Genomic DNA, 16,593 nt, shown 5'->3' on the forward strand with positions numbered 1-16,593 from the left:
TGAAATGCGGTTCGAGAGCAGCGCCGTCAGGAACTTTCGGAACCTCGGGGCCGCGCGCATCCCCTGGGAGCCGGGCCTGAACCTCATTCTGGGCCCCAACGGAGCCGGAAAGACCAACCTCCTGGAGTCCCTGAACCTCCTCTCCGGCTGGGGTCCCTTCACCGGAAGGGCGGGCTCGGCCGTCGCCTGGGACTCCAAGGACGGGCGCGCGCTTTTGGCCGCCCGGGCCGTCGGGGAGCGGGAGATCGAGATCTCGGCGCTCCTCTCGTCCCGAATGACGCTCAAGGCGGACGGCGTTCGGGTCAGCGGCTCGGAACTGCGGGTCCTTCTGCCCACCCTCTCCTTTCTCCCGACGGACATCGGCCTGATCGACGGCTCGCCCTCCGTGCGGCGGCTCTTTCTCGACCGGCTTTGCGCCCTCTGCATTCCGCCCTACGCGCGGCGTCTCTCCGAGTACCGGCAGCTCGTTCGGCATCGGGTCGCCCTTCTGAGGCAGGGCCGTTCCCCCCGGGGAACGACCCTGCCCTTTGCGCGCTTGGGGGGCTGGATCCTCGAGAGCCGGCGCCGGGTGCTCGCCCTCATGGCGGACCGCTCGGACGGCGAAGGGGGGCTCCTGCCCTTCCCGGTCGATCTTCGGGTCGAGCCCGAGGTCTCAGGGAACGGCAACGACTACCTGTTGGCGGCCCTGGAGGCGAGCGAGGAGCGGGAGCGCCACGCCCGGCGGCCCTTGGTCGGGCCACACCGGGACGACCTGAGCATCGTCTGCATGGGGCGGGCCGCCTGCGGCGCGCTCAGCCGGGGACAGAAGCGGCGGCTCGTCCTCTCCCTGATCCTGATGGCGGGCCGTTTCGTCGAGCGGCACCTTCGTGTCAAGCCGATCCTGCTCTTCGACGATCTCGGCGCCGAGCTGGACGCCGCGGGACGAGCCGCCGCGGGGACGGCACTCCTCGCGACGGGGTGGCAGGTCTTCGTCACTGGGACGGAACATCCGTTTCCGGAGCTTGCCGGAGGGGCCCGCGTCCACCACCTGACTTCGAAAGATACCGGCTGACCGCATTTTTTTGGAAGACACGGGACGCATCGCTTTTGGGCGTCTCCGATCGCTTCTCTGGAGGGCATTTCCTTGTTTCGAGATCGATACGACATCGTTGTGATCGGCGGGGGACACGCGGGCTGCGAGGCGGCGCTGGCCGGCGCCCGCATGGGCTGCCGCACCCTGCTGCTGACCCTAGGGGTGGACGCCACGGCGCTGATGCCTTGCAACCCCTCCATCGGCGGCCCCGCCAAGGGGCATCTGGTCCGCGAGATCAGCGCGCTTGGGGGGGAACAGGCCCGTGCGGCCGACGCCTCGACCCTGATGCTCCGGTGGCTGAACACCTCGAAGGGGGTGGCGGTTCGGGCGCTGCGCGCCCAGTGCGATCCCGTACGCTACGCGGGACACTACAGAACCCTGCTCTACACGCAGACGAACCTCGACCTGCATCAGGACGAGGTGGTCGAGCTGCTGACCGAGGGAGGGCGGGTCCGCGGCGTGCTGAGCCGTCACGGTTCGCGCTACGGGGCCCGGTCGGTCGTCCTCTGCTCGGGGACGTACCTCGGGGGCCGCGTCCACGTGGGCGAGGCCGCGTTCTCCTCGGGCCCGATGGGGCAGACCTCCGCGGACCGCCTGCTCGACTCCCTGGCGGCGCTGGGCCTGAGACAGGGTCGCATGAGGACGGACACGTCGCCCCGCCTGAACCTCGATACGATCGACCTCGCCTCCGCAGTGCCGCAGCGGTCGGAGGAGGAGCCGCTCTGCTTCGACATCTGGGGGGAGAAACGGGTTCATCGCTCGGATTACGCCTGTTGGTTCTCCCGGACGACGGAGCGCACCCACGCGATCCTCGAGCGGAACATCCACCGTTCCCCATTGACGACCGGAGCCCTGGACACCCGGGGCCCCCGGTACTGTCCTTCCATCGAGGACAAGTTTCTGCGTTTTCCGGACCGCAGGACGCACCCGATCGTCTTCGAGCCCGTCTCCTCGGACACGAAGGAGGTCTACGTCCAGAACTTCTCCACCAGCCTGCCCTACGACGTCCAGGTCGAGATGGTGCGGTCCCTGCCGGGCTGTGCGGACGCCAAGATCATCCGGCCGGGCTATGGAATAGAATATGTGTATCTCAGCCCTGATCAACTTGCACCTTCTCTCGAGAGCCGCGAGCTGAGGGGGCTTTTTTGCGCGGGACAGGTCAACGGGACCTCGGGCTACGAGGAGGCGGCGGCTCAGGGCCTTTTGGCGGGGGTCAACGCGGCCCTCTCCGCGAAGGGGGACCCGCCGGTCGTTCTGAGCCGGTCGGACGGGTACCTCGGCGTCCTGGTGGACGACCTGACGACCAAGAGCACGGAGGAGCCCTACCGGATGCTGACGAGCCGCTGCGAGCATCGCCTGTTGATGCGCTACGACAACGCCGATCGGCGTCTCTCCCCTCTGGCCCGGCGTCTCGGCCTGATCGGGGACGGGCGCTGGGCGGAGCTGGAGCGCCGCTGGGAACGGGAGGACCGTGAGGTCGCACGGCTGGAGTCGGCGCGGATCGTTCCGTCCGAGGGGACGGAGTGCCTTTGCGCCGCATTTGGATCGGAGGCCCCGAGGGAGCCGGCGACGGCCGCGGCCTTTCTGCGGCGCCGGGGGGTGACGTACCGCCTGATCGAGGCGCTCGTCCCGCCGGAGGTCCCTCTCGAGCCGGAGGAGGCCTTTTACGTCGAAACGAGCCTTCGGTACGCCGGGTACCTGGAGAAGGAGGCGCGTCTGGCCGAGCGCATGACGGGCATGGATGGAGTCCTCATTCCGGACGGGTTCGACTACGAATCGCTCGAGGGGCTGTCGTCCGAGGGGCGCCAGAAGCTCGTGCGCTTCCGCCCCCGCTCGCTGGGCGGGGCGCTGCGCATCTCCGGGGTGACGCCCGCCGATGTCCAGCTGCTGGCCGTGGTGCTCAAGCGGATGGGCCGCACCCCGGACAGGGGGTGCGCGAGATGAGGGAAGACGCCGCCCGAAACGCGATCCGTGCGGGCTGCAGGCGACTGGAGCGGGTCGCGTCCCTGAAGGAGCTGCTGGAGGGGATGGTCCCGGGGCAGAGCGATCGCATCAGGCGGCTCGAGGACCTGATGAGGAACTGGGCTGCGGTGGTGGGGCCCGGGCGGGCCCGGCTCTCGGCCCCCTACGAACTGGAGGACGGGGAGCTCCGGGTCGCCGCCGCGACCCCTCATGCTGCACAGCAGATCGGCAACATGAAAGGGAACATCCTCCGTGCCCTCAGGGAGCGCTGGGGCTTGGAGGCGGACCGGGTCCGGGTGACTCAAGGTCCGCCTCCCCTCCGGCGCCGCGTCGCTCAGGACGGACCGCGCCGCAGGCACCCGCGGGTCGTGCTCCCGCCCGAGGAGGTCGAGGCGCTCCGGTCGGCCTGTCCCGAGGCCCTGTCCGACGAGGCCGCCCTGGGCCTGGCGAGGCTCCGGGCCTTCTTCGCCCGCCGCTTCCCCCATTCCCGGTAAAGGGCGGGAACGACCCGGGGGACTTGGGGTCCCCCGGGTCGTTGTGTTTTTTGTGTTCGCTACATCCAGGGGGCGTTGTCCGCGTTCTCGTTGCGGTGCAGAAAGTACTCCATGCAGTGCACCAGGGCCCGTTCGCCCCCCAGCGAGCCGCTCTTCGAGATCATGGGGAGCCCGTCGAAGGGCCCGCCGGACAGGGACAGAAGCGTGATGCCCTCCTGGATCTCCCGTTCCAGGGTGAGGTTCTCCGCCTTGACCCGCTGGGCGATGCGCACGGCGCAGTCCCCGCCGGTGACGCACAGCCCTCCGATCTTCGTGCGGCCCATGATCTCGCGGACGGTATCCGCCATCAGGTCCATGAACCCGTCGATGTTTCCGTTCGGATAGTCGCCCCGGACGAACCTCTTGTCCTCCGTCGTCGCCGCGAGCAGGATGGACTGCCCGCAGCGCAGCAGGGGCTCCGCCTCGTCCGCTGCCCTCACGCGGTGCTGGTCGGCCTGATCGGTTCCGAGCCCTGCGGTGGAGATGCGGACGGGCTGGACGAACCCGTTTTCCATGAGCTGGCGCGCCTGGCGGACGCTTCGCGGGTGGGCCGTCCCGACGACGAAGACGAAGGGTCTCGCCGCCCTCGCCAGGGCTTCGGCGAGGCCCACGGACCCCACCCAGAGCACGTCCTTGGCGGGCCGGGCCTTCAGGGCCCCGCGCACGATCATCCGCAGGTCCTCGTCGTTCTCGGCATCGAAACAGCAGCAGCCCTTGTTCTGGAGGATTTCTGCGGTCATGCCCTCCCGGATCTGGTCGCGCAGGACCTCGCGGGGGTGCAGCCCCGCCTGCGCCAGCAGCTCCGTCGTCGCGGCCGAGCTGGCGGACTGAAAGGTGGTCACGGTGAGGGGCGACATCCGCTCCTGCCTGTCCAGGTAGACGGTCCCCTCCTCGATCGCCTTGCGGCTTCGGGAAAACGCGGTGGCGACGACGATGGTGTCGAACCCCAGTTCCTGTGCCATGACGCGCACCTCGGGGCCGACATTGCCCCGGAGGCCCGGCTCGATGCGCTTGAAGAAGACGGTGCTGTCCTTCCAGGGCAGCAGATCGCGGGTGACGTTCTCGAGCTTCTGGGCGGCCCGTTCCGGGCTGTCGAAGAAGGTCTCGGTGTCCAGGGCCACGACGGAGTACTTCCTGAGGGATCCCAAAGACCCCGGGTCCAGGGTCACGGCGGTGCGGTAGCCCCCGCTCATGAATTTCGCCGCGGTCTCCACGGCTCCGGTGTAATCGTCGGCAACAACCACGTAATCGAACATGATGCGACTCCTCCTCCAGGCGGCTTGATGAAATTTTTTCGAGCTGTCCCGGCCGGACGGCCGGAATGCGGACGAAACGCGATGTCACGAATTCTTGAAGAGCGGCGCCAAGATGCGGACGACCTCCTCGCCGCGTTCCAGAGGCGGCCTTTCGTCCGCCTGCGGGTGTGCGTCCGGGGCGACCCCGAGGGCCGTACAGATCCTCCCGAGGAGGGCCGGGTGCTCCTCCGAGGGGAGGAACCCCAGAAAGTTGGTCAGAAAGTTTCTCAGGACCGTGCGCTGCTCGTCCTGCAGCCAGAACTGCAGGAACTCGCCGCAGGCCTCGGGCGTCGGGGGCGACGGCATCCAGAGCCGCCTCAGCGCATCCAGCCGGGCGTGGTCCTCCGTGGAGAGCGAGAGGTAGTCGTCCAGGCGAAGCCTCAGGGCCTCGAACTGGGCGTGGTCCTGCGGATTCGAGAGGGCACAGGCGAACTCCAGCAGGAGTGCCGCGGTGCAGTAGTCCGCGGAGAGCCGGGCCCCCATCTCCAGCGGGACGAGCAGGGCCGGATCCTCCCAGCGGTACTCCTTCCCGGCGATGCCGAGGTCCGGGAGGATCAGGTAGCCCTCCACCCGCGCGGTCTCCACCATCTTCTTGCGGTCCGTCCCCCTGGGCTTGGAATCCGGTTCGCGGACGATCCCCATCAGATCCGCCAGGGCCGCCAGGGTCGTCTCTGCGGGCTCGGAGAACGCCGCATCCGGCGCGGCGTCGCCCCGGATCCTGAGGACGAAGCCCTCCAGGTCCGGCCGATCGGAGAGCGCCGCGGCATCCTCCGCTGCGGCGGCCGGTGCGACCTCCCGCATCAGGTCCGTCCAGATCGTGACCAGAGGGGCGAAGACGTCGAGGTCCTCGAAAAAGTTGGGAAGCTCCAGCACGCCGCCGGACGCGTTTTTCTCCGAGGCGAGCGAGGGGTTCGTCGGCACGTACGCGAGGAACACGGAGGTCCTGGGACGGGTGAGGACGAACCCTCCCTTGCAGGCGCTGCGGTAGCGTGCCGAGAACTGTTCGAACAGGGCCTCGGAGTGCGGCGCGGCCGTCCCCTCCTTCGCAGCCGCGCCGTGCAGGGTCCGGGAGCCCCGCACCAGAGTGAAGGCTACGATGGCGGGAAGGGGCAGTTTGGAATTGGCGTAGGGGCCCAGCAGCATGCCCAGCAGTTCGTCCGGGACGACGGCGAGGGTCTTGCAGAAGGCGAGGAGCTGCTCCTCGGGAAGCCAGAGCTTGACGGCCATCCAGGTGACGAACCGGATCAGGCTTCCCCTCAGGCTCTCCCAGCGGAGCAACGGCATGATGCGCAGGGCCTCGCCGATGCAGACCCCCAGGTCCAGGCGATCGACCAGGACGCGTCGCTCGAGGCCGAAGAGCCACAGGGCCGGGTAGCAGAAGTGGTGAGGGGGCTGGATACGGCCTCCGGCCAGCCAAGTCAGGTAGACGCCCCGCTGCAGGGGCGTCATGGTCTCGTAGGAGGAGGCGCCGTCGGAGGGCAGGACCGTATCGGCGGACGGATACTCGACGGGCAGGGTGATGTCGATGCAGCAGGGTTCGGCGGTGCTGCTGGGCCCGTCCGACCAATAGGTCAGGGGCCCCAGGAGGACGAAGTCCCCCAGCTGAAGGGAGCCCGTCTTTCCGCACCAGCGCAGGAGCGACGGGGCCGTCTCCGCTTTTTTGCGCTCCTGCGGAGCGCCGTAGGAGTAGGGGGAGTCCCCCCCCAGGGTGGGAGGAGCCGCGGAGGAGTACGTGGCGCTCGCCACGGCGCTCGGGGAGCTGATCGGCGCGGCGGCCAAAACGGGGCTGAGCGGTTCCGGCTCCTCCTGGATGGCGGGAAGCGCAACCGTCTCGAGCCCGGAGTCCTTTTGTTCGTCCGGGACGTCCTTTCCCTCTTCCGGCGCGGGGGGCGGCGATTTTCCGAGGAGAAGGCGATCGGGCTCGTCCGCCGAGGGCGAATCGAGCTGCAGGACCTCCTCGTTGACGGCGGGCTGTGCCGAAGCATCCTCGACGGGTCCGCGCTTGGTCTGCTTGAGCAGGGCGCCGACGGCCACAACAACGACAATTCCGATCACGAGAAAAAGCACGGGGCCGCCTCCCTTTCGCCGTCTTATCCGCCGAGGTTCGCCGCGCCTTGCGCCCCTGCGGAGTCAAGGGTCTCCGCCGATTCTTTCCCTTCCGGGGCTGCGCCGCGTCGGAGGGGAGGAGGGAAAAATGGGCACCTCGAGGTTTCGAGAGATGCCTTCATTATATACGTTATCCGGATTTTTTTGGCGCGAAACGGTCCGTGCACGGGATATAATAGTTCCGCTCCCCGGGGCCGGACCGTCGGTCCGCGGGGCGGCAGGAAGGGAAGTGTGTGGTTTGAGCTGTCTGGCAACCTTCAAGACGACCAGCATGGCGCTGATGTTCGAGCGGTCCTGCAGGGAGGCCGGGATCGGAGCGCGCATTGCCCCCGTCCCGCGCAAGCTGTCGTCGAGCTGCGGCCTGGCCTGCGAGTTCCCGTGCGAGGACAGGGCGAGGGCGGAGGCGCTCGCCGCGGCGCGCAAAATCGAGGTGGCGTCCGTACACGATCTGGAAAAACTGTAGGGAGGCACGAGCCGGCTCCCTCCCAGAAACCCTCCGAAGAGCCCCCCGATGACGGCGGTGAAGATCCAGGCAAAGCCCTCCTCGCCCAGGGGAATGGCCGCCAGGGCCGTTTGGGCGTAGGCCTTGACCCCCTCGACGTTCTGCAGCCCGTAGAGGATCCCCATCAGGAACGCCCCGATGACGGCCCCTCGGTAGAGCCCGGTCCCGAACCCCCAATCGGCGAGGTTCAGGACGATCAGGACGATGGCTACGGGGTAGAGCGTGGACAATACCGGGATCGACAGAAGGATGATCTTGTTGACCCCGGCTACGGACAGCACCGCGCTGACCAGGACGATGATCCAGACCAGAGCCCTGTAGGAGAACCTTTGCCGGAGCAGCCTCTCGAAGTATTCCGACACGGTCGACACCAGTCCGATGGACGTGGTGAGGCAGGCGAAGATCATGGAGATGGAGAGGGCATATCTGCCGACCCGGCCTCCGACTGCGGAGATGAGGTTCACGGTGATGACGGCGTGGCTCTCGCTGGCCTGCCTGAAGAGGAGGCTCCCCGAGGCGCCCAGGTAGATGAGCCCGCCGTAGACGAACAGAAAGCCCAGCATGGCCACGAGGGAGGCCTTGACCGCCATGGCCAGCCCCTCGCCGGTGTTGCCGTGTCCGTGGTGCATGATGCTGCCCATGATGATCCCCGCGAAGGCCATGGAGGCCAGTGCGTCCATCGTCTGGTAGCCCCCGGTGAAGCTCATGGCGAAGACGTTCTCGACCGAGGGCTCCCCGAACCCGCCCAGCGGGACGAGAATCCCCTTCATGATGACGAAGCCCAGCATCAGGATCAGGACGGGGGTGAAATATTTTCCGATCTGCTCGATCATTTGGGAGGGATTGAGGGAGAAGTAAAGGGTGATGCCGAAGAAGACCAGGGAGACCGCTATGGCGCTCCACGAGATGCCGAGGACGCTTCCCAGTTCGAGGGAGCCCAGGAGGGGAAGCACCCCCACCTCGTAGGTCGTCGCTGCGGTCCTCGGGATGGCGAACAGGGGGCCGATGCACAGGAGGATGGCGAAGTTGAACGCCTTCGCGAAGGACGGGCTGACCTTGCCTGCGAACCTGTCGATGTCCCCTCCGGCCTTGAAGGTGGACAAAAGCCCCAGCAGGGGCATGCCGATCCCCGTCACCGTGAAGCCCATGAGGGCCATGACCCATTTTTTGCCTGCGGCGATTCCGATGTAGGGCGGAAAGATGATGTTGCCCGCGCCGAGGAACATCGCGAACAAAGCGAAACCTGTGACGAGAATCTCCTTGTTTTTTGCGTTCATGCTCTCACCGCTCCTTTGGTCTGTCCGTATTGTGTTCCGGTTTCCCGCGAGAGCCCGCGGGGGTCCATACAGGGCAGATTTGTTCCGAAAGGGCATCCTCCTCTCTGCGTCCATGGGAAGCGCTCCGTTGGCAGCGAGACGGTGAAGGACTGTATTTCGGGGAAAGGCGCCGCGGTCGCCGAGAGCGCCAGGCTCGATGCGGGCGGAGCGTCCGTGAAGCGGAACATTCGTGTTCACTCGGGCAGCGACGGGATTGGGGGGGACGAAGCAAGTTCAGGACTTTTCGCCGATTGCCGCTGCATTTGCTCCATCGGCCGTCGTGTCGGCGGGAGGGATGTCCTGGAGCTAAGCTCCTCTGATTCAGGACAACCCCCCCGCCCCAACAGGATAACAACAGATCAACGCTTGTCAAGATTGAGGGGAGAGCCCAAATCCGCAGGCTGCGACGGCTTTATCGAGGATGAAGCGCGTTATTGTATAGGTTAAGCCAATTTTGATCTTGCACCCGTTGGGTGCAGGGTGCAGCAGAAAACGTGAAAAACCTGTCTTGGTCACATGTTAAAAATCTTGCCTGCGGTTTGGGGGAGAGTTAGGTCTTCATTAAAGCGGGGGAAGCCGGCCTCCTGCGGGGTTATCGCTTTCGGCGAGGAACGCCGGAGCCCGGCCCGGAAGCGTGACCCGATATTTCTTGAGCAGACGGACGGGGTGATAGGAGAGCTTTGCGGCCCTCAGGCCGGGATCGCCCATGTCCTCCTCGCGGTTCACCCAGGTGTAGCCCGAGCCCTGATGCTTGAGAAAGAGCTGATTCAGAGCCTGGTAGCTGCCGGCATACTTCGGCAGAGCCTTCTCGAAACGGATGTCCAGGGTCTCCTCGTCGAGTTCCTCCGCGATCGTGTAGCCGATGACGGCGCCGTCCACCTTCAGCAGCGCCCCCAAAAGGGGAAAGTCGTCCCATCGCTCGAGGGCGCACCGGATCGCCAGGTCCTCGTCGTCGAGGGAGGCCCCCTCCTCCCGGAGCCGGCGCCAGTTCGACTGGAAGGCCAGAAGTTCGGGGAAATCCTCCGGCAGCAGGGGGAGGTACTCCCAGTCGTAGCCGGACAGGAAGGAACGGACGTGCGCCCTTTTCTGGGCGAACTTGCCGCCCTCCAGGGCGATGAGCTCGGAGACGGAGTGGAGGTACTCCCACTCGTCGCGGTCCTCCTCCACGTGCAGGCGGCTCCGCAGCGAGTCGGGAAACCGCTCGACGATCGCCTCCGGGACGTCCTGCAGGACGTCCCCGGGCACGAAATTGCGGTCGATCGCGCTCTCCCAGTCGACCGCATCCCAGTTTCCGATGGGCGCGCAGAACCCCGGCTTGTGCCCGTGGGAGCGCAGCCAGCAGAGCTCCCCCTCCCACGCCAGATCCAGGGGGTTTGTCCCGAGCCATCCCCATAGGGAAAAGAACGAGTACTCGGCATATCGAACGGGGGAGCGACGGTAAAGCGCGGTATAGGGTTCACGGTCCTCCCAGGTGAGCGGCCTAAAGGCGAGCATGATCGAATCCAGTCCTTCCTTGCATCCGGCATTCCCCGATGCGGTCCCGCACAGGGGCCCGTGCCGGTCGCTCCGCCGTATGCGACAGCGATTTTCCGATGTTTCCGTTATTTTAAGGGAAGCCGCAGAGGAGCGCTATCCGCAGGTCGGACCAAAGGCCGGCAAAAAGCGTCCAATTTTGGGGGCCGCCGGGCCGGGACGAAGGCACGAAAAAAAGCGGCTGCCGCTCCTGGTGCCGCTTTTTTTGTAAAAACTTTGATTTGAAGAGAGGGGGCTACTTCGCTTTCTTCTTGTTGGTCTTGACGGCCAGAACCTTCTCCTTCAGGTCCTTGCCCGGGCGGAACACGGGGACCTTCTTCGCCGGGATCTTCACGACCTTGGAGGGATCCTGCGGATTGCGCCCCTCGCGCGCGGCGCGCTCCTTAACCTCGAACACGCCGAAACCGACGAACGTGCACTTCTCACCCTTGGCGAGGGCTCCCTCGATCGAGGCAAAGACCTCCTCCACCACCGGGGTCACGTCCTTCTTCTTCAAAAGCAACTTCTCGGCAATCTCGTCAATAAGCTCAGCTTTGGTCACGACTTACACCTCCACAATAAGGATTTTTCTGCATTCTATCAGCCTTTATGAAATATGCAAGTAGTTTTGGGAGCAAAAATGACGTTGCAGCAACTTCTTAAGGCTTTTTTGATTAAAAATGAACATCAAGACCTACTTGACATGAGCCTTCAGAACCACAAAGGGCAGTTTTTCTCGTCCTTTCAGCGCCTTGGCGCTCCACTCCCTCAGGTTTTCAACTGTTACATTCCCGTAAGACAAAAGCAAGGTTCGCTTCAGGTCTCCCTGTTATCCTCGGCATGTCCGAACAAAACGAACGGAAAACGAAGGGAGAGCGTATGCGATGAGAAAGCGGGGCAAATCTTTTGCGGTTTGGCTGTACGGTCTGATGCTGTTTTGGGGGATGGGGGGCTCCGCGCGCGCCGGGGAGCTGACGATCAACGGGTCCACGACGATCCTGCCCTTTGCTCAGGTGGCGGTGGAACGCTTCATGGCCTCCCGTCCGGAGGTGCGCATCTCCCTGTCGGGGGGCGGCACCGGAAACGGGATCAAAGCCCTGATTGACGGGACGGCCGACATCGCCAACGCCTCCCGCGCCATCAGGCAAGGAGAGGCCGAGCGGGCGCGGGGCAAGGGCGTGAACCCGGTGCGCTTCGTGGTGGCGCTGGACTGCATCGTCCCGATCGTTCATCCGGGCAACCCCGTGCGCAGCCTGACCCTCGATCAGCTGAAGAAGATCTACACCGGCGAGATCGTGAACTGGAAGGAGGTCGGCGGGGAGGATGCGCCGATAGCGGCGGTCGGGCGCGACTCGAGCTCGGGGACCTACGGCACCTGGCAGGAGATGGTGGTGGAGAGGGGGGACGTCCAGGGCAGAAAAAGCCGGGTGGCGGCCCGGACCCAGGTCGTCGCCTCCAGCGGCGCGATGGTGGGCACGGTCGCAGGCAACCGGTTCGCCATCGGATACGACGGCATCGGATACGTCGACGACACGATTCGGGCGCTCAGCGTCGAGGGGGTCGCGCCCTCCGCCGAAAACGCCAAGGCGGGACGCTATCCGCTTTCTCGCGAACTCTACATGTACACGGCCGGGGAGCCCGCGGGGGACGCCAAGAGCTTTATCGACTACATGCTCTCTCAGGACGGGCAGAGGATCGTGGAGGACGAGGGGTTCATCCCCGTAAGCCGCTAGGAGAAACGGCCAAACCATTAAGGTCTATAAAGATCAATCGGTTTCTACTCTAAAATTTTGGAGAGAAGCACCTGCAGAACGTTCTTTCCTTGCCGCACGCCTCCTCCGGGAAGAGGGGTGCGGCCGCACGAGGAGGTGTTGTCATGAGGGAGATTCGTCGGGCTCCGTCGCGGACCTTCGGCGGTTCGGGCGACCGGATTGCCGGGGGGAGCGTTCTGGCCGTGTCGGCCGTCTGCATCCTGGTCCTGGGGTTCATCCTGTTCTTCCTGGTGCGGGAGAGCCTGCCCGTGCTTCGGCAAGTCCGTCTGAAGGACCTTCTTTTCGGCGTGGACTGGTATCCTCAGGAGGAGCCGCCCGTCCTCGGCATGGGGGCCCTGATCGGGGGGACCGTCGCGGCCTCCCTGCTCTCGACCCTGATCGGCCTTCCCACGAGCCTGGCCGCTGCGGTGTTCACCGCCGAGATCGCGCCGGTTTGGCTGCGTGCCCTCCTCAAGCCCCTGCTGGAGGTTTTGGGGTTCGTGCCCTCCATCGTCTTCGGCTTTATCGGGATGGCGCTCGTCGCGCCCTGGATGCAGAAGCATCTTCATGTCCTGACGGGCCTCAACCTGCTGACGGCTTCGATGCTGCTGGGGGGCATGATGATCCCGGTCGTGGGGTCCCTGGCGGACGAAGCCCTCCGGGCGGTTCCGGAGGAACTGCGCGCCGCTTCCTACGCCATCGGGGCCACCCGATGGGAGACGCTTTCCAGGGTGGTGCTGCCCGCGGCTCTGCCCGGCATCGCCTCCGCCTCCCTCCTCGGGATCATGCGCGGCATGGGCGAGACGATGGTGGTCCTGATGGCCGCGGGGGGAGCGGCCATTCTGCCGGCCTCCCCCTTCGATCCCGTCCGGCCTCTGACCTCGACGATTGCCGCGGAGATGGGCGAGACCCCCGTGGGCTCCGCTCACTACCACGCGCTCTTCTTCGCGGGGTTCATCCTGTTGCTGCTCACCCTGTCGATCAACATCCTGGCCGGCAAACTGGAGAGGAAGGGGGCGAGGAGCTCGTGACGGGTGGGCGCCGCTCCCCTGCCCTGCCGGGTTGTGGGCTCGGGGTGGGGCGAAGGAGGCTCAAGGACAGGCTGGCCACGGCGTTTTTCGTCCTTGCGGCAGCCCTTCTGGGGCTCCTGGTATTCTTCATGTTCTCCTTCGTTCTGAAGCAGGGATGGGGCGTTCTGTCCTGGGATTTCCTGACGGAGCCTCCCCGCGACGGCATGAGCGCGGGGGGCATCTGGACTCCCCTGGTGGGCACCGTGCAGCTGACCCTTCTGTCCATGGTCGTAGCGGTTCCGATCGGCGTCGGCACGGGCCTCTATTTTTCCGAGTACGCCGGAAGCTCCCGGTTCGCCCGCCTGGTGCGCCTGGCCCTTCGCTCCCTGGCCGGGGTCCCTTCGGTGATCTTCGGGCTCTTCGGCCTTTCCTTCTTCGTGATCTTTCTTCGGTTTGGCCCCTCCATGCTCGCGGCGGCCATGACTCTGGCCTGCCTGGCCCTGCCCCTCATGGCCACCGCCTCCGAACAGGCCTTTGCCGCGGTTCCCGAGGAATATCGCGCCGCCTCCTTCGCCCTGGGGGCCACGCGCTGGCAGACGATATGGCGGGTGATCCTCCCCTCGGCCTCACCCGCCGTCCTCACCGGGGTCGTTCTGTCGATCGGGCGGGTCGCCGGAGAGACGGCCCCGATCATCTTTACGGGCGCCGCCTTCTATACGCAGGGGACGGCCCGAAGCGTTTTCGACGAGGTGATGGCCCTGCCCTACCATGTTTACGTCCTTGCGACCGCGGGGACACAGGTCGAGAAGACGCGCCCCATCCAGTATGGGGCCATTCTGGTCCTTGTGGGGCTGATTTTGGGGGTCAGCGCCTTGGGGGTCCTGCTCCGGGCCCGCCTGCGCAAATGAGGACCGAAACTTTGCCGTGGCGGGGGGCCGCAGCCATCCCCGCCGCTTCGCCACGGATTGCGGGAACGGGAGGAAGAAAGGATGAGCAGGACGAACGAATCCCTTGGGGAACGCGGGGCGCCATCGCCCGTTCACATCTCGACGCGGGGGCTCGACCTGTACTACGGCTCTGCCAAGGTGCTCAAATCGGTGACCTTCGACATCTACAGAAACACGGTTACGGCCTTCATCGGTCCGTCGGGCTGCGGAAAGAGCTCCTGCCTCCGGTGCTTCAACCGGATGAACGACTTCATCTCCGGGGCCCGGGTCGAGGGGACCGTAGAGATCGACGGGCACGACGTCTATGCGCCCGCGACGGACGTCATCGGTCTGCGCCGCCGCGTCGGGATGGTCTTTCAGAAGCCCAACCCCTTCCCCATGTCGATTTACGACAACGTGGCCTATGGGCCGCGCTTGTTCGGAGTCCGGGACCGGGATGTCCTGGACGGCATCGTACGCAGGAGCCTCGAGTGGTCCGCGCTCTGGGAGGAGGTCTGCGACAAGCTGGGGAGCAGCGGTACGGGCCTGTCGGGGGGGCAGCAGCAGAGGCTCTGCATCGCCCGTGCCATCGCCACCGAGCCGGAGATCCTGCTCATGGACGAGCCCACAAGCGCCTTGGACCCGCTCGCCACCCTCCGCATCGAGGAGCTGATCCGCGAACTGAAGGAGCGCTTCACCGTCGTCATCGTGACGCACAACATGCAGCAGGCCGCCCGCATCTCCGACCGCACGGCCTTCTTCCTCGCGGGCGAGCTGATCGAATACGGGGATACCGCGAGGATCTTCACATCCCCAAAGGAGAGGCGGACGGGCGATTATATCACGGGCCGTTTTGGATGATGTCCTGTTTATTCTTATAAAAACGATATTTTCGGAAAATAAAACGCTCTGAGTTGTACACAAAAGACCTTTTTTCGGGGACGGCAAAGAAGGCGAATCTCGGGTTTACCCACAATATGCACATAGCTTGTTCACATTTTCGAGTCGTTTTTGTGGAATAATATCTGGAGGACGTGTTCCGGGACGATCCCTCCGGCCGGTGTTCCGCTGGGGGCGGGATGAGATTGGACGAGGTGATGGAGTTCCGATGGCGATTCACACGAGAAAGGCTCTTGAGGCCGATCTGATGGAGATTCGGCGCCTTCTCCTGAGGCTGGGCAAACTGGCGGGAGAGGCGCTGATGCGCGCGGTGAGCGCCCTCGAGGATACGGACAGGGACGCCGCAAAGGACGTCATCGCCGGGGACGACCTTCTCGACGAACTGACGGAGCGTATCGAGGACGCGTGCATGAAGTTCGGTGCGCGCTATCAGCCCTTGGGCGAGGATCTCCGAGCAGTGATATCGGCCATGCACATGGCCGTCGATCTGGAGAGGATCGGCGACTATGGGGTCAACATCGCCCGTTCGGTCCTCGGCCTCGGAGGCGAGAGGGCGATCGCTCTCCCGTCCGACCTCCCGAGGATGAAGGAGGTCCTCCTCGCCATGCTGGATCGGGTCCTGACCGCTTACGAGGTCTCCGACGCCGCCATGGCGGAGGAGGTCTTCGCGATGGATGAAGAGGTGGATGCCCTGGAAAAGCGGGTGATGCAAAAACTCTTCGCAGCGATGATGGAATGTCCGGAGCGTTTCGAAAAGGCCTTTTTGCTGATCGGCGTCGCGCGCACCCTGGAGCGGGCCGGGGACCATCTGACGAACATCGCCGAAAGGGTCGTCTACATATGTTCCGGAAGAATGCCGAAGGCCTCCGACTACAAGGCCCCGAGGGATTCGGATGCCTAAGACCAGGGTTTTGGTGGCGGACGATGAAAAGGCCATCCTGGACCTGGTGCGCCAGCTTTTTTTGCGCAGGGGCTACGAGGTCTTTGCCGTCGAAAATGGCGACGCCGCACTGGAGGCCGTCTACAACCTGCGCCCCGATTTGCTCGTCCTGGACCTGATGCTTCCCGGGATGGACGGCTGGGAGGTCTGCCGACGCATCAAATCGGATTCGGCGATTCAGGATACGCCGGTGCTCATGCTCACCGCGCGCCGGGAGGAGCGCGATGTCGTCGAAGGGCTGAACCTGGGAGCCGACGACTATGTGCGAAAGCCCTTTTCGACGACGGAGCTCGCGGCCAGAGCCGCCGCGATCCTGAGGCGCTGCGGCAAGGGCAGGCAGGAGGAAGATTTTTGGGCTTGCGGGGAACTGCGGATCGACCGCAGAAACGAGGCCGCCTTCTTGCGGGGCAGGGAGCTCCGGCTGAGTGCGACGGAATTTCGCCTTCTGGAGCGTCTGGCCGCGCATTATGGCGTGACGGTCACCCGCGAAAACCTCCTTTCCGGCATATGGCGATCTCAGGATTGCACCACCCGGACGATAGACGTCCACATCTCCAGGCTGCGCAAGAAACTCGATGACGGCGAAGAACCTGCGTTGGTCATCCAATCGCACCGTGGAAGGGGTTATCGTCTGAGCCTGGAGGAAAGGTCGTCCGAGACCGATTGATCTTGCCGATGATTTTGTCCTTGCCCGCAAAATCCGCCCGGCCTGCGAACGATCGGGAGGATAAATCAGCCTCTCGAGGGCGGACGACCCTCGTCAAGGAG

Annotated in this window: 14 protein-coding genes and 1 pseudogene; 10 read left to right on the top strand and 5 right to left on the bottom strand. The window is 65.2% G+C overall.

Features of this window, described 5'->3' with window-relative positions; genetic code table 11:
* Nucleotides 1-4: 4 nt before the first annotated feature.
* The 3 genes from recF (at nt 5) to EII26_RS10255 (ending at nt 3,528) form a co-directional block, all read left to right on the top strand.
* Entirely contained in the window at nt 5-1,051 is a 1,047-nt protein-coding gene (gene recF, locus EII26_RS10245) for a DNA replication/repair protein RecF (RefSeq protein ID WP_124889066.1), read from the top strand.
* Nucleotides 1,052-1,123: 72 nt separating this feature from the next.
* Nucleotides 1,124-3,016, top strand: coding sequence for a tRNA uridine-5-carboxymethylaminomethyl(34) synthesis enzyme MnmG (gene mnmG / locus EII26_RS10250; RefSeq protein WP_124889067.1), 1,893 nt, complete (start codon nt 1,124-1,126; stop codon nt 3,014-3,016).
* Nucleotides 3,013-3,528: a DUF721 domain-containing protein gene (locus tag EII26_RS10255; RefSeq protein WP_124889068.1), complete on the top strand. Its 516-nt coding sequence runs from the start codon at nt 3,013-3,015 to the stop codon at nt 3,526-3,528. The genes mnmG and EII26_RS10255 overlap by 4 nt, the downstream gene beginning before the upstream one ends.
* Before the next feature lie 59 nt (nt 3,529-3,587).
* Here the strand turns inward: EII26_RS10255 and EII26_RS10260 are convergent, their stop codons facing one another.
* Both EII26_RS10260 and EII26_RS10265 read right to left on the bottom strand, forming a co-directional pair.
* Nucleotides 3,588-4,823 carry a four-carbon acid sugar kinase family protein gene (locus EII26_RS10260; protein WP_124889069.1) on the bottom strand — a complete coding sequence of 412 codons (1,236 nt, stop codon included), beginning with the start codon at nt 4,821-4,823 and terminating at the stop codon, nt 3,588-3,590.
* An 84-nt stretch (nt 4,824-4,907) separates the two neighbouring features.
* The gene (locus tag EII26_RS10265; RefSeq protein WP_158612269.1) at nt 4,908-6,929 is read right to left on the bottom strand and encodes a TerB N-terminal domain-containing protein; all 2,022 of its coding nucleotides are present in this window, start codon (nt 6,927-6,929) and stop codon (nt 4,908-4,910) included.
* Between the two features lie 319 nt (nt 6,930-7,248).
* Here EII26_RS10265 and EII26_RS13140 point away from each other — a divergent pair, with 319 nt between their 5' ends.
* Complete coding sequence (locus tag EII26_RS13140) at nt 7,249-7,431, top strand: DUF3343 domain-containing protein (protein ID WP_342447311.1); 183 nt, start codon at nt 7,249-7,251, stop codon at nt 7,429-7,431.
* Between the two features lie 44 nt (nt 7,432-7,475).
* Here EII26_RS13140 and brnQ read toward each other — a convergent pair.
* The 3 genes and pseudogenes from brnQ to EII26_RS10280 all read right to left on the bottom strand — a co-directional run.
* Nucleotides 7,476-8,861 (bottom strand): annotated as a pseudogene (gene brnQ / locus EII26_RS13450) (branched-chain amino acid transport system II carrier protein); the annotation flags it as partial.
* Between the two features lie 486 nt (nt 8,862-9,347).
* Entirely contained in the window at nt 9,348-10,280 is a 933-nt protein-coding gene (locus EII26_RS10275; RefSeq protein ID WP_124889072.1) for a DUF2156 domain-containing protein, read from the bottom strand.
* Nucleotides 10,281-10,554: 274 nt separating this feature from the next.
* The gene (locus tag EII26_RS10280; protein WP_124889073.1) at nt 10,555-10,860 is read right to left on the bottom strand and encodes an HU family DNA-binding protein; all 306 of its coding nucleotides are present in this window, start codon (nt 10,858-10,860) and stop codon (nt 10,555-10,557) included.
* 322 nt (nt 10,861-11,182) lie between these two features.
* Between EII26_RS10280 and EII26_RS10285 the strand changes: the two genes are divergently transcribed.
* The 6 genes from EII26_RS10285 to EII26_RS10310 all read left to right on the top strand — a co-directional run bounded on the left by EII26_RS10285 (nt 11,183) and on the right by EII26_RS10310 (nt 16,492).
* Nucleotides 11,183-12,031 (top strand): phosphate ABC transporter substrate-binding protein, encoded by an 849-nt coding sequence (locus tag EII26_RS10285; RefSeq protein ID WP_124889074.1) that lies wholly within the window; start codon nt 11,183-11,185, stop codon nt 12,029-12,031.
* A 143-nt stretch (nt 12,032-12,174) separates the two neighbouring features.
* Nucleotides 12,175-13,080, top strand: a complete 906-nt coding sequence (pstC, locus tag EII26_RS10290; protein ID WP_124889075.1) for a phosphate ABC transporter permease subunit PstC — start codon at nt 12,175-12,177, stop codon at nt 13,078-13,080.
* Nucleotides 13,077-13,967: a phosphate ABC transporter permease PstA gene (gene pstA, locus EII26_RS10295; protein WP_233572704.1), complete on the top strand. Its 891-nt coding sequence runs from the start codon at nt 13,077-13,079 to the stop codon at nt 13,965-13,967. The genes pstC and pstA overlap by 4 nt, the downstream gene beginning before the upstream one ends.
* A gap of 81 nt (nt 13,968-14,048) precedes the next feature.
* Nucleotides 14,049-14,846, top strand: coding sequence for a phosphate ABC transporter ATP-binding protein PstB (gene pstB / locus EII26_RS10300; protein ID WP_124889076.1), 798 nt, complete (start codon nt 14,049-14,051; stop codon nt 14,844-14,846).
* Nucleotides 14,847-15,093: 247 nt separating this feature from the next.
* Nucleotides 15,094-15,786: a phosphate signaling complex protein PhoU gene (gene phoU / locus EII26_RS10305; RefSeq protein ID WP_124889077.1), complete on the top strand. Its 693-nt coding sequence runs from the start codon at nt 15,094-15,096 to the stop codon at nt 15,784-15,786.
* The gene (locus tag EII26_RS10310; RefSeq protein WP_124889078.1) at nt 15,779-16,492 is read left to right on the top strand and encodes a response regulator transcription factor; all 714 of its coding nucleotides are present in this window, start codon (nt 15,779-15,781) and stop codon (nt 16,490-16,492) included. Before phoU ends, EII26_RS10310 begins: the two co-directional genes overlap by 8 nt.
* Nucleotides 16,493-16,593 lie beyond the last annotated feature (101 nt).

Origin of the sequence: Fretibacterium sp. OH1220_COT-178 (assembly GCF_003860125.1) — a bacterium.
Taxonomy (GTDB): domain Bacteria; phylum Synergistota; class Synergistia; order Synergistales; family Aminobacteriaceae; genus CAJPSE01.

What these genes read in the sequence shown, in the direction of transcription:
- recF (WP_124889066.1), top strand. Translation starts at nt 5, where the DNA reads ATGCGGTTCGAGAGCAGCGCCGTCAGGAACTTTCGGAACCTCGGGGCC.
- EII26_RS10255 (WP_124889068.1), top strand. Translation starts at nt 3,013, where the DNA reads ATGAGGGAAGACGCCGCCCGAAACGCGATCCGTGCGGGCTGCAGGCGA.
- EII26_RS10260 (WP_124889069.1), bottom strand. Translation starts at nt 4,823, where the DNA reads ATGTTCGATTACGTGGTTGTTGCCGACGATTACACCGGAGCCGTGGAG.
- EII26_RS13140 (WP_342447311.1), top strand. Translation starts at nt 7,249, where the DNA reads ATGTTCGAGCGGTCCTGCAGGGAGGCCGGGATCGGAGCGCGCATTGCC.
- EII26_RS10275 (WP_124889072.1), bottom strand. Translation starts at nt 10,280, where the DNA reads ATGCTCGCCTTTAGGCCGCTCACCTGGGAGGACCGTGAACCCTATACC.
- EII26_RS10285 (WP_124889074.1), top strand. Translation starts at nt 11,183, where the DNA reads ATGAGAAAGCGGGGCAAATCTTTTGCGGTTTGGCTGTACGGTCTGATG.
- pstC (WP_124889075.1), top strand. Translation starts at nt 12,175, where the DNA reads ATGAGGGAGATTCGTCGGGCTCCGTCGCGGACCTTCGGCGGTTCGGGC.
- pstB (WP_124889076.1), top strand. Translation starts at nt 14,049, where the DNA reads ATGAGCAGGACGAACGAATCCCTTGGGGAACGCGGGGCGCCATCGCCC.
- phoU (WP_124889077.1), top strand. Translation starts at nt 15,094, where the DNA reads ATGGCGATTCACACGAGAAAGGCTCTTGAGGCCGATCTGATGGAGATT.
- EII26_RS10310 (WP_124889078.1), top strand. Translation starts at nt 15,779, where the DNA reads ATGCCTAAGACCAGGGTTTTGGTGGCGGACGATGAAAAGGCCATCCTG.